This is a genomic window from Terrabacter sp. NPDC000476, from assembly GCF_040300125.1.
GTDB lineage: Bacteria > Actinomycetota > Actinomycetes > Actinomycetales > Dermatophilaceae > Terrabacter.
This window is the reverse complement of sequence record NZ_JBEPDF010000001.1, coordinates 1,644,027-1,655,824: the sequence shown is the minus strand read 5'-3', so window position 1 is coordinate 1,655,824 and position 11,798 is coordinate 1,644,027. Positions and strand designations below refer to the sequence as shown.

Annotated in this window: 9 protein-coding genes; 7 read left to right on the top strand and 2 right to left on the bottom strand. The window is 72.4% G+C overall.

The window, feature by feature from the left end; translation table 11 throughout:
- The first annotated feature begins 17 nt into the window (after nt 1-17).
- The 3 genes from ABT295_RS07645 (at nt 18) to ABT295_RS07635 (ending at nt 3,170) form a co-directional block, all read left to right on the top strand.
- Nucleotides 18-917, top strand: coding sequence for an extensin family protein (locus tag ABT295_RS07645; protein ID WP_352393792.1), 900 nt, complete (start codon nt 18-20; stop codon nt 915-917).
- A gap of 89 nt (nt 918-1,006) precedes the next feature.
- On the top strand, nt 1,007-2,416 hold the full coding sequence (proS, locus tag ABT295_RS07640; protein WP_352393791.1) for a proline--tRNA ligase: 1,410 nt from the start codon (nt 1,007-1,009) through the stop codon (nt 2,414-2,416).
- Between the two features lie 121 nt (nt 2,417-2,537).
- On the top strand, nt 2,538-3,170 hold the full coding sequence (locus tag ABT295_RS07635) for a nitroreductase family protein (RefSeq protein ID WP_352393790.1): 633 nt from the start codon (nt 2,538-2,540) through the stop codon (nt 3,168-3,170).
- An 84-nt stretch (nt 3,171-3,254) separates the two neighbouring features.
- Here ABT295_RS07635 and ABT295_RS07630 read toward each other — a convergent pair whose 3' ends face one another.
- Both ABT295_RS07630 and ABT295_RS07625 read right to left on the bottom strand, forming a co-directional pair.
- Nucleotides 3,255-4,163 carry a serine protein kinase RIO gene (locus tag ABT295_RS07630; RefSeq protein WP_352393789.1) on the bottom strand — a complete coding sequence of 303 codons (909 nt, stop codon included), beginning with the start codon at nt 4,161-4,163 and terminating at the stop codon, nt 3,255-3,257.
- Between the two features lie 163 nt (nt 4,164-4,326).
- Nucleotides 4,327-5,262: a peptidoglycan-binding protein gene (locus tag ABT295_RS07625; RefSeq protein WP_352393788.1), complete on the bottom strand. Its 936-nt coding sequence runs from the start codon at nt 5,260-5,262 to the stop codon at nt 4,327-4,329.
- Nucleotides 5,263-5,467: 205 nt separating this feature from the next.
- On the opposite strand from ABT295_RS07625, the gene ABT295_RS07620 reads away from it, so the two are divergent.
- From ABT295_RS07620 to ABT295_RS07605, 4 genes are all read left to right on the top strand, one after another.
- The gene (locus ABT295_RS07620; RefSeq protein WP_352393787.1) at nt 5,468-8,893 is read left to right on the top strand and encodes a CHAT domain-containing protein; all 3,426 of its coding nucleotides are present in this window, start codon (nt 5,468-5,470) and stop codon (nt 8,891-8,893) included.
- 74 nt (nt 8,894-8,967) lie between these two features.
- Nucleotides 8,968-9,843, top strand: coding sequence for a caspase family protein (locus ABT295_RS07615; RefSeq protein ID WP_352393786.1), 876 nt, complete (start codon nt 8,968-8,970; stop codon nt 9,841-9,843).
- 141 nt (nt 9,844-9,984) lie between these two features.
- Complete coding sequence (locus ABT295_RS07610) at nt 9,985-11,184, top strand: acyl-CoA dehydrogenase family protein (protein WP_352393785.1); 1,200 nt, start codon at nt 9,985-9,987, stop codon at nt 11,182-11,184.
- Nucleotides 11,185-11,225: 41 nt separating this feature from the next.
- Nucleotides 11,226-11,798, top strand: a complete 573-nt coding sequence (locus ABT295_RS07605; RefSeq protein WP_352393784.1) for a YflT domain-containing protein — start codon at nt 11,226-11,228, stop codon at nt 11,796-11,798.

Genomic DNA, 11,798 nt, shown 5'->3' with positions numbered 1-11,798 from the left:
CGTGCGTTGGAGCAGTCATGAGCCAGCAGCCGCGCGAGCGTGCAGCCACGACCCCACCCGTCACCGGCGGGGACCGGGCGGGCCTGTCCCGTCGCCGGTTGCTGACGCTGGGCGCCGTGGGCGCTGTCGGCGTCGTCGCGGCGGGAGGGGCGTATGCCGTGTCGCGCGGTCCCGGGCTCCCGTCCCTGCCGCAGCTGCCCGGGTTCGCGGAGCCGACCCCTCGCGAGCTGCGCATCGACCCCCGGCCTGCGGACTTCCGCGAGCTGGAGTCGCGTCGGCGCTTCGGGCCGGCCCGGCACGTCTACGAGGTGACGGGCCGAGCTGCGACGGCCTACGTCACCGAGCCCTTCGGTGCCCGTGTCGACCGCTGGCTCGAGCTGCACCGACGGCACGTGGGCCAGGCCCCCGACGAGCTGCGGTCCTACGGCGCGTGGGTGCGTGGCTCGGCGACGTCGTGGCACAGCTCGGGCGAGGCCATCGACGTCGCCCGGCTCCGCGCGGGCGGACGCGACCTCACGTCGCTGCGCCACGACCAGTGGCGCGACGCCCCGGCGCCGGAGCTGCGCCGCCGGCTGTCGCTCTACTGGCGCACCGCCGCCGGGCTCCACCACGAGTTCGCCGACGTGCTGACGTATCTCTTCGACGCCGCCCACGCGAACCACATCCACGTCGACCTCGGCCGCTTCGGTCCGGAGCGACCGCGCCTCATCCGGCGCTCGAACGCCCAGGTGCAGGCGGTGCAGGCGATGTGTCGCCACGTCTGGGGCGTCACCGACGTCGAGACCACCGGCGAGTTCGACGACGCGACGCGCGCCGCGACGACGCGCATCCTCGAGCGCGTCGGCGGTCCCGGCGAGCTCGCCGACTCCCGGGAGGCCTGGCAGGCCTTCCTCGTCGCCACGATGGAGCGCGGCTGACACCGTGACGCGGGGCACGGCACACGGGTGGGTCGAGGGTCGGGCGGAGGGACCGGCCGTGCAGCGTGCCGCCGCCTAGGATCGGGGCCATGCCCAGAACCGTGCTCACCCCACAGTCGGATGACTTCCCCCGCTGGTACCAGGACGTCGTCGCCAAGGCCGAGCTGGCCGACAACGGGCCGGTGCGCGGCACCATGGTCATCCGACCGTACGGCTACGCGATCTGGGAGCGCATGCAGGCGGACATGGACCGCCGCATCAAGGAGGCCGGTGCGCGCAACGCGTACTTCCCGCTCTTCATCCCCGAGTCCTACCTCACCAGGGAGGCCGAGCACGTCGAGGGATTCAGCCCCGAGCTCGCCGTCGTGACGCATGCGGGCGGCAAGCAGCTGGAGGAGCCGGTCGTGGTGCGGCCGACCTCGGAGACCGTCATCGGCGAGTACCTCGCGAAGTGGACGCAGAGCTATCGCGACCTGCCGCTGCTGCTCAACCAGTGGGCCAACGTCGTGCGGTGGGAGCTTCGGCCACGGATCTTCCTGCGCACCAGCGAGTTCCTCTGGCAGGAGGGGCACACCGCGCACGCGACGGAGGGCGACGCGCGCGCGTACGCCGCCCGGATCCAGGAGGACGTGTATGCCGCGTTCATGCGCGAGATGCTCGCCCTGCCGGTCGTGCTCGGCCGCAAGACGGCCCGCGAACGCTTCGCCGGCGCCACGAACACCCTTGCCCTGGAAGGGATGATGCGCGACGGGAAGGCCCTGCAGATGGGCACGAGCCACGAGCTCGGCCAGAACTTCGCCAAGGCCTTCGACATCACCTACCTCTCCGAGCAGGGGCGCCAAGAGCTGTGCTGGACGACGTCATGGGGAACGTCGACGCGCATGCTCGGTGGGCTCATCATGGGTCACGGCGACGACCACGGACTGCGGCTGCCGCCGCGGCTCGCGCCGGTGCAGGCGCTCGTCATGGTCGTCAAGGAGGGTGAGGGCGTGACCGAGGCGGCGCACCGGCTCGTCGCCGACCTCCTGGCGCGCGGGGTGCGCGCCGAGCTCGACGCCCGGGTCGACACCGCCTTCGGCCGCCGCGCCGTCGACGCCGAGCTCAAGGGGATCCCGGTGCGCGTCGAGGTGGGTCCGCGCGACCTCGCGGAGGGCTCGGTCACGGTCGCCCGGCGGATCGCCGGTGGCAAGGAGTCCGTGCCCCTCGGGGGCGTCGTCGACGTCGTCGTCGCAGCGCTCGAGGAGGACCACGACACGCTCTACGCGAACGCCCTGGCCCACCGCGAGGCCAGCACCGTGGCCGTCACGAGCGTGGGGGAGGCCGCCGAGGCCGCCCGCACCGGCTGGGCCACCATCCCGTGGGCGGCCCTCGGGCCGGAGGGGGAGGAGGAGCTCGCCCGATCGGCCGTCACCGTGCGGTGCCTGACCATGCCGGACGGGTCGGTGCCCGCGTCGGAGGACGCCGACGGCGTGCTCGCGGTCGTCGCCCGGGCCTACTGACGCGCGGCCCGTCGGCCCCCCCCGGCCACACCGCCGGAGGACTCACGGGAAGAGGGACGGGTCGCGCGCCGTTGACGGGTACGTGGACGGTGCCGGGGGTCAGGACGACGTGAGGAGCGAGATGACGGCGGGCGGACGACCGGTGGAGCCGGCTCAGCCGGGCGTGCTGACGCCGCTGCTGCGCGACCGCGAGAGCGTGTTCGTCTACGACCGCGGCCACGTGCTCGGACCTGAGGCGCTGCGTGCCATCCTCGAGGCCGCCCGCTGGTCGCCGTCGGCGGGCAACTCGCAGCCGTGGGGCTTCCTCGTGGGCCTGCGCGGCGACGACACGCACGCCGCCATGGTGGAGACGCTGTCGTCGGCGAACCGGGTGTGGGCGCCGTCGGCCTCGGCCGTCATCTTCACGCTGCACCAGGTCGCGACCGACGAGGACCACGAGATCGCCTACAGCGACTACGCGATGTTCGACCTCGGGCAGGCGGTCGCGCACATCACCGTTCAGGCCCGGTCGATGGGCATGCAGGTGCGCCAGTTCGGTGGCTTCGACCACCGGGCCGCGGCCGAGCGCTTCGCCGTCCCGCCGCACTGGGCCGTGACGACGGGGATCGCCCTCGGCCTGCCCGCCGGGCCCGACGGCGACGCCGAGATGCCCGAGTGGCTGCGGGCGCGGGCCCGGTTGCCCCGCTCCCGCCTGCCGCTCGAGGCGTTCGTCCACTCCGGCAAGTTCGGCCACGCCGCAGACTTCCTCGGCTGAGGACCCGAGTCTGCGCCGACGCACGGACGGAGGCCGCTCCACGAACGAGCGGCCTCCGTCACGTGCGTGGCCGGGCCTGCCCGGTCACCACCGCGACGTCGCCGCCGCCATGAGGTCACCGAAGAGCAGCCCCTCGTCCACCGCGTACCCACGCCGGGTGAACCAGTCACACATGTTGCGGGTGTCGCGCTCGAGGAACTCCGGCCCGTGCGGGTTGCCGATGACGTCGACGATCTGGGGCCAGTCGATGAGCACCAGGCGGGCGGCGTCCCCCTCGCCCTCGAGGAGCACGTTGTAGGGCGAGAGGTCGCCGTGCGCCCAGCCGAGCTCGGCGAGGCGCAGCATCGCCGACCGCAGCTGCTCGAAGAGCACGGGCAGGAGGTCGACGTCCGGCCTCGTCTGCGCGAGGCGCGGCGCCGCCTGTCCGTCCTGGCTGCCGATGAACTCCATCAGCATCTCGTCGTCGGACATCTGCACCGGGTAGGGCACCGGCAGCCCCTCGTCCCACAGCCGCACGAGCGTCTCGAACTCCGCGAAGGCCCAGAGCCCGCTGATCAGCTCCTTGCCGAAGGCGGTGCGGGTCCGGATGGCCCGCGTCTCGCGCGACTTCCGCACGCGCCGCCCCTCGAGGTAGCCCGAGTCGCGGTGGAACAGGCGGTGCCGGCTCGAGCGGTAGCGCTTGCCCGCCATGAGCACGTCGCGACCGGGGGAGCCGGGCACCCACCTGCGCACGAGGTGGACGTCCGCCTCCTTGCCGGTCTTGAGCACCCCGAGGTCGGACTCCACGGCCCCGAGGTCGGTGATGACCCAGTCGGGCCGTGGCTTGGGCCCGTGTGTGGCGCCGTCCCAGCTCGACCAGCGCTCGCCCTCGGGCGGGCCGTCGGGGTCGCTGTCGACGGCGTACTGCTCGACCTCGAGGCCGAGGTCGCGCCGGCTGCTCAGCCGGCGGCTGACGACCTCGCGGTCGTCGTCATGAAAAGCGTTTGATGACAAGAGAACTCCAAGGAAGAAGAGATGTGGGCAGGCGTGCCCGGGGCCGGAATGGACATGTCGCCCTCCTTGGGTCCTGGCGTGCAGCCGTGTGCCGCCGCGCTCGCGTAGAGACTGGCGCAGCGGCACACGGGTGTGCAACGGGTTTTCGGTGGAGCCGTCGGCCTCAGCCGGTGATCTTGTCGTAGCGGTAGGGCACGAACGTGCCGTAGCCCGAGAAGTACGGGTAGGGGATGGTGCGCGCGATCGCGCCGTGCGAGCCCGACTCCTCGCTGGCGTAGTAGGAGGTGTGGGCCGAGTTGGCCCAGCCGCGGAAGATCACGACGTGGCCCGACGCCCCGGCCGAGCCCGGGCCGCCCTTGAGCAGGATGTCACCGGGGCGCAGGTCGCTCTTGCCGATCCGGTGCGAGACGTTCGGCAGCGTGACCGTCGACAGCGAGGAGCTCAGGTGCCAGGCCATCGAGACGAATCCCGAGCAGTCCGTGCGGTACTGGCGACCCTGCGGGTCCCCGGTGTAGCGGGACATGCTGTACGGCACGCGACGGTCGGTCCAGTACTTCGCCCGGGCGAGGACCTCGGTGCGCGAGATCGTGCCGCCCACCGACGAGCCACCGGTCGGGGGCTTCGGTGAGCAGCTCAGCACCCGGGTGATGCCCATGGCCTTCATCGTCTGCGGGCCGGCCTGGCCGCCGGTCGGGATGCCGTGGGCCTTCTGGTACGCCTTGACCTTGCTCGTGGTGAGCGGGCCGTAGACGCCGTCGGCCGACGCGCCGGCCTTGGCCTGCACCGCCTTGACCTTGGCGATGACCTTCGGCTGCGTCAGCGGGCCTGCCGAGCCGTCCTGGGCGAGGCAGTTGTCCTTCTGGAACGCCTTGACCGCCGCCGTCGTGGCGGGGCCGTAGCTGCCGTCGATCGACCCGGAGTAGTAGAGCATCCCCCAGAGGTCCTCCTGCAGCTGCCTCGTGGTGAGCGAGCTGACGGCCTGCGCGGGTGCCTGGTGCGTCATGACGGTGACGCCGACGAGCGCCAGCGCGGCGAGCAGCGCGCTGACGAGTCGCGCAGAGCGGGGTGCCCCGGCGCGTACGTGCATGGTCGAACCCATGTCTCATCCCTTCTCGACGGGACTCCCCTGTGGACCCCCGCCGCCGACAGTAGGGCCGCCGGGGAGCGGGTGGAATGGGTAGTGCTACCCACCTCCGGCGTCGCCCGGCGCAGGCTGATTGCGGCAATCGGTATCAGCGCCACCGCCGACGGCTCTACCGTGACGAGAGGTTCACGTCGCCCGTCCGTCCCGGAGGTGAGTGGGTATGCCGTCGACGACCTTCGGCGGGGGAGCGGTGCGGGTGCGCACCCCCCGCGGCTACGACGCCGCGCCGGCGAGGGACCGGACCGACCGTGACCTCCCCGGGGGCGGCCGCCGGTCGGCCGAGCGCGCGGCCCTCGTCGCGGCGCTCGGCGAGCAGGACTTCGTCGTCGTCGACCGGATCGACCTCACGCCCCGGCGCGGCCGCGACCTCGAGGGCCCGCCCGCGCCGAACCGCGCGGGCACGGTGCGGCTCGACGTCGACGTGCCGGCCGGCGACGACGCCGTGGTCCTGCTCGAGCGCGACGGCGTCTACTCCTGGCACCTCCCGGTCGAGGCGTCGCGGCGGTCGCGCGGCATCGACCTCGGGCCCCGCACCGTCTCGTTCGCGCTCACGGTGCAGCCGGAGCGCCCCACCCGTCCCCGTCGCGAGCGCGGCGCGAGCCCGGCGGCGGACGGGGCGACGGGCGGGTCGGCCGGGACGGATCGCGGGCTGCTCGGCGACCTCGCCCACGGGGCGCTGCAGGCCATCGTCCTGCGCTTCGGCGCGCCCGCGCTCGTCGGCAAGGTCATCGAGCGGCTGGAGGCGGGAGTGCGCCCGGGGCTCGTGCACGTCGGCGGAGCCACCCTCGAGACCTGGCGGCCGGTCGCCGACCTCGGGGCCGTGCGCCTGCCCACCGACCGGCCGGCACGTGTCCTGCTCCTCGTGCACGGCACGTTCTCGACGACCGTGAGCGCCTTCGGTGCCCTCGCCGTGGCCCCGGGAGCCGAGGGCTTCGTCGACGCGCTGCGGGGGGCGTACGACGCCGTGCTCGGCTTCGACCACCGCACCCTGAGCGTCGACCCCGAGCAGAACGCCCGCGACCTGCTCGCGCTGCTGCGCCCGCACCCTGGCGAGCTCGTCGTCGACGTCGTCACCCACAGCCGCGGCGGCCTGGTCACCCGCTCGTTCGTCGAGAGCGTCCTCCCCGGCGCCGGCACGTCGATCGGCGTCGAGAACATCGTCTTCGTCGCGGCCACGAACGGCGGCACCCACCTCGCCGACCCCGAGCGCTGGCACGACCTCGTCGACCTCTACACCAACCTCGTGCTCGCGGCCTCGACCGGGCTCTCGCTCGTGCCGGGTGGGGCCCCCTTCGCCGCCGTCGTCGGCGGCGTCGTGCGGGGCGTCGGCGCCCTCGTCAAGTACCTCGTCTCGTATGCCGCCGGCGAGCCCGGTGGGGCGGGCGGGGTGCCGGGGCTCGCCGCGATGATGCCGGACGGGCCCTTCGTGACGACGCTCAACGAGGACCAGCCGGGTCAACCGGGCCCCGGCACCAGCTGGTTCGTCGTCTCGTCCGACTTCCACGTCTCGCTCTTCGACGACCACCACAACCCGCCGGAGTTCCCGCGCGAGCTGGCGGTCAAGCTGGCGGAGGGATTCGTCGACCACCTCTTCCGGGGCAGGAACGACCTCGTCGTCGACACCGACTCGATGTCGGCCATCGGGCCTCCCGGCGGGGGTTACGTGCGCGACACGCTCGCGCTCGGCACCAACGACGTCGTGCACCACGTCAACTACTTCTCGCAGCTCCCCGTCATCGCCCGCATCAGCCAGTGGCTGCCGCTCGGTCTCGGGGCGGGGGACGACGCCACCCGGCTGCCGGCCTGGATGACCGCCGGCGAACCCGTCGCCGGGTCGGGCGCCGGCCCCGCCGTCGACCTCGGTGTGCCGGGGGACCGGGGGCTCGAGAGCATCGACCGGGACCTGCCGCCGGCCACGTCGGCCCGGCCGCCGGCCCCGACGGTGCCGGCGAAGAAGGCGACGGCGAAGAAGGCGACGGCGAAGAAGGCGACGGCGAAGAAGGCGACGGCGAAGAAGGCGACGAAGAAGGCGGTCAAGGGCGCTCCCGCCCGGCCGCCGGACGACGGGGTCGCAACCGGGGACACGCAGGCAGAGCTGGCCGCGGAGATGCCCTCGAGCGTGACCCCGGGCGCCGAGCTCACCGTGCGCGTCAGGCTCTCCCGCGTGGCGCTCGCGGCGACCGAGGGGACGGTGCACGCGGCGCGCACGGTCCGCATCGACGCCGAGCGGCCCCTCACCGTGCAGGTCTACGCCAAGGCGAACGTCGAGGTGCTCGAGCCTGCCGCCAAGCTCTTCGGACTGCCGAGCGGCGACTGGGCGAGCGAGCTGACCTTCCGGGCGCGCGCCCTCGCGCCGGGGCCGGTCGTCGTCTCGGTGGTCCTCCGGCAGGGGCGCGTGCCGGTCGGCAGCGTGACCCTGGAGTCGACGGCCGGGGCCGCCGGCCTGCTGGCTCCGGCGCCGGCGCGCGCGGCCGTGCACACCGGTGTCGACGCCCCCGAGCTCGACGACCTGCCGTGCATCGACATCGTCGAGTCCCGGCGCGTCACGGGCGAGCGCGTCTACAGCTACGCCGTGCGACTCGTTCCCGGCGAGCCGGAGCACGTGTTCGAGTCGGCACCGGTCATCGGCCGGGACGACTTCGTGCGCGACCGGCTCGCCGAGGTCGAGAAGGTCATCACCGACCCGGACCTGTCCGCGCGAGAACGCCTGTCGCAGCTGCAGAACACCGGCACGCTGCTCTTCGACCAGTTCTTCCCCGAGGACATGCAGGACTACCTCTGGACGCACCGCGAGCTGGTGCACGACCTCATCCTCTACACCGACGAGCCGTTCGTGCCGTGGGAGCTCGTCCACCTCAAGCCGGCCCGGGGCAAGCGGGGCGCCGAGCCCCACTTCCTCGCGCAGGGTGGCCTCGTGCGCTGGCAGCTCGGCAGCTTCCCACCCCGCCGGGTGCGCGTGCGTCGGGGCCGGGCCCGTTCGCTCTGCCCCGTCTACGCCAACCCGATGTTCCGCAACGACGTCGGGGTCGCCGAGGCGGGCTGGCTCAAGGACCGGTTCGGCGCGAAGCCCGTGACGGCGACGCCCGCGGGCGTCGAACGGCTGCTGCGTGGCGGGGGTTTCGACCTGCTGCACTTCTCGGGCCACGGCGCGGCGCGCTCCGACGACATCACCGACGCCAAGGTGCTGCTCCAGGGGATGCGTCGTGGGTCGACGGTGCGGGAGCAGTACCTCAGCTCGACCGACGTGTCGCAGAACCTCGACTGGGCCGACCCCGGCCGGGGCGGACCGCTCGTCGTGCTCAACGCCTGCCAGACCGGTCGGTCGGGCGAGCTGTTCACGACGGCAGGGGGTTTCGCCAAGGCCTTCCTCGATGCCGGGGCGTCGGCCTTCGTCTCGTGCCTCTGGTCGGTCGCGGAGGAGCCGGCCCGGGTGTTCGTCGAGACGCTCTACGAGGAGCTGCTCAAGGGTGCCCCGATGTCACGGGCGAGTGCGGCTGCACGAGCGGCCGCCCGCGACGCCGACGACCCCACCTGGCTGGCCTACGTCGTCTACGCGCGACCGGACGCCGTGCTCGAGAGGGCCTGAACCGGCATACGCGACAAGCGAACCCGACCAACCGGCGGGTGCACAGAAGTCCGGAGAGAGAAGGAGGAACTGCCATGGCACGCAAGGCGCTGTGCGTGGGGATCAACGAGTTCGAGTCGCTCCCGCCGACGAGCTGGCTGAACGGCTGCGTCAACGACGCGAACGACGTGGCAGCCGCGCTGCGGAAGCTCGGGTTCGCCGCTCGGGACACGACGGTCCTGACGGACGCGGGGGCCACGAAACGAGCCGTCATGACCGCCCTCGAGGGACTCGTGGCGTCGGCGAAGGCCGGCGACCACCTCGTCTTCACCTTCAGCAGCCACGGGACGCAGGTGCCCAACGAGCCCGGCGGCGACCGCGAGCCCGACGACCTCGACGAGGCGTTCGCCTGCTACGACATCCGGCAGCAGGGTGACCAGTGGGACCGTGACACCGTCATCGTCGACGACGAGCTGCGCGACCTCTTCGCGACGGTGCCCGGCGGCGTGCTCCTCGAGGTCCTCCTCGACACGTGCCACAGCGGCACGGGCCTGAAGGACCTCGACGAGATCATGCAGGCCCAGCTGCTCGGGAGGCGCCCGCGCTTCCTGCCGCCACCCACACGGGCCGGGCTCGAGCAGGCGCGGTCGTTGCGCGCCGTGGCGCCCGTGCGCACCGTCGACCGCAAGGCCCTCGTCGAGCTGACGAGGAGCCGCACGACCGCGAGCAAGCCGGTGCTCTTCGCCGCCTGCCGTCCCGACCAGACCGCCTCCGACGCGACCTTCGACGGCCGGTCGAACGGCGCGTTCACCCACCTCTTCCTCGAGGCGCTGCGGGCCGACCCGACCGCCAGCCGGACCGAACTGCTCAAGGCCGTGACCGCCGGTCTCAAGGAGGGCGACTTCAGCCAGCGCTCGACGCTCGAGGGCCCGGTCAAGAGCAAGAAGGTCGGCTTCGGCCAGCCGTGGTGAGCGGCCCCGCCCACCGGGGGCGCCGGTGACCGACACCACAGGTGTCCACCCTCACACGCCGGGGCCCTCTGCGTGGGCGGGGCCCGACGGCATACTCGGTCGCAGCTGACCCGTAGACCGACGCAAGGTGGCGATCCGAGCATGTCCCGACTCCAGCAGACCGACGGCCTCACCGAGGAGCAGACCGAGCTCGTCAAGCTCGTGCGCGAGTTCGTCGACGAGCAGATCATCCCCGTCGCGACCGAGCTCGAGCACCGGGACGAGTACCCCCAGGCGATCGTCGACGGCATGAAGGAGATGGGGATCTTCGGCCTCATGATCCCCGAGGAGTACGGCGGCCTCGGCGAGTCGCTCCTGACCTACGCCCTCTGCGTCGAGGAGATCGCCCGCGGCTGGATGAGCGTCAGCGGCATCATCAACACCCACTTCATCGTCGCCTACCTCGTGCTCCAGCACGGCACCGAGGAGCAGAAGCAGCGCTACCTGCCGCGGATGGCCACGGGGGAGATCCGCGGCGCCTTCTCGATGAGCGAGCCCGGCTGCGGCTCCGACGTGGCAGCGATCAAGACGAAGGCCGTCAAGGGCGACGACGGCGAGTGGTCGATCACCGGCCAGAAGATGTGGCTGACGAACGGTGGCTCGGCCAACCTCGTCGCCGTCCTCGTCAAGACCGACACCGGGGCCGACTCGGTCTACCGCAACATGACGACCTTCCTCGTCGAGAAGGAGAGCGGTTTCGGCGAGACGGCGCAGGGCGTCACCGTGCCCGGCAAGATCGAGAAGATGGGCTACAAGGGGGTCGACACGACCGAGCTCGTGCTCGACGGTCACCGCACGAGCGACGCCCAGATCCTCGGTGGCGAGCCCGGCAAGGGCTTCTACCAGATGATGGACGGCGTCGAGGTGGGCCGCGTCAACGTGGCCGCCCGCGGATGCGGCGTGGCCAGAAGGGCGTTCGAGCTCGGGATCGCCTACGCGCAGCAGCGCGAGACCTTCGGCAAGAAGATCGTCGACCACCAGGCCGTGCTCTTCCGGCTCGCCGACATGGCCGTCAAGGTCGAGGCCGCCCACGAGATGATGGTCAAGGCCGCGCGGAAGAAGGACTCGGGCGAGCGCAACGACCTCGAGGCCGGCATGGCGAAGTACCTTGCGTCGGAGTACTGCTCGCAGGTCGTCGAGGACAGCTTCCGCATCCACGGCGGCTACGGGTACTCCAAGGAGTACGAGATCGAGCGGCTCTACCGCGAGGCCCCGATGCTGCTCATCGGCGAGGGCACGGCCGACATCCAGCGCATGATCATCGGGCGCCGCCTCGTCGAGGACTACCGGCTCAAGGCCTGAGCTTCCCCGGTCCCCGACGGGCGAGGTGGGAGGATGGGGTCATGAGCCTGCAACCGAAGGGTCCGGGGGGACGTCAGGGATTCGCCACGCTGTCCCTCGAGTACCCCATGTCGCTCGGGGTGTTCGAGAAGTACGTCGACGCTCAGAAGGCCGTCGACGCCCTCTCCGACAACCAGTTCCCGGTGGAGAACTGCCTCATCGTCGGCACCGACCTCAAGCAGCTCGAGCGGGTGACGGCGCGCCTCACGTGGGGACGCGTCGCGCTCGGCGGCCTGCTGTCGGGCATCTGGCTGGGGCTGTTCGTCGGCCTCATCCTGTCGCTGTTCTCCCAGCCGTCCAGCCCGCTCACGCTGCTCCTGTCGACCGCCCTCTACGGCGCCGTCTTCGGCCTCGTGTGGTCGCTCATGGGCTACGCCTTCACGCGGGGCGCGCGCGACTTCTCGTCGGTGAGCCAGGTCGTGGCGACGCGCTACGAGGTCTTCGTCGAGCACAAGTTCGCGCAGCAGGGGCGCACGATCCTCGCCGACGCCGGCATCACCGGCTTCGCGCCGACGGCGACCGCCGCCCCCCACCCGGGTGAGGGTGACGCCGGCACGCCGCCACCCGCCGGCTGA

Coding starts and splice junctions, on each gene's coding strand:
- ABT295_RS07645 (WP_352393792.1), top strand. CDS start 18: ATGAGCCAGCAGCCGCGCGAGCGTGCAGCCACGACCCCACCCGTCACC.
- proS (WP_352393791.1), top strand. CDS start 1,007: ATGCCCAGAACCGTGCTCACCCCACAGTCGGATGACTTCCCCCGCTGG.
- ABT295_RS07635 (WP_352393790.1), top strand. CDS start 2,538: ATGACGGCGGGCGGACGACCGGTGGAGCCGGCTCAGCCGGGCGTGCTG.
- ABT295_RS07625 (WP_352393788.1), bottom strand. CDS start 5,262: ATGGGTTCGACCATGCACGTACGCGCCGGGGCACCCCGCTCTGCGCGA.
- ABT295_RS07620 (WP_352393787.1), top strand. CDS start 5,468: ATGCCGTCGACGACCTTCGGCGGGGGAGCGGTGCGGGTGCGCACCCCC.
- ABT295_RS07615 (WP_352393786.1), top strand. CDS start 8,968: ATGGCACGCAAGGCGCTGTGCGTGGGGATCAACGAGTTCGAGTCGCTC.
- ABT295_RS07610 (WP_352393785.1), top strand. CDS start 9,985: ATGTCCCGACTCCAGCAGACCGACGGCCTCACCGAGGAGCAGACCGAG.
- ABT295_RS07605 (WP_352393784.1), top strand. CDS start 11,226: ATGAGCCTGCAACCGAAGGGTCCGGGGGGACGTCAGGGATTCGCCACG.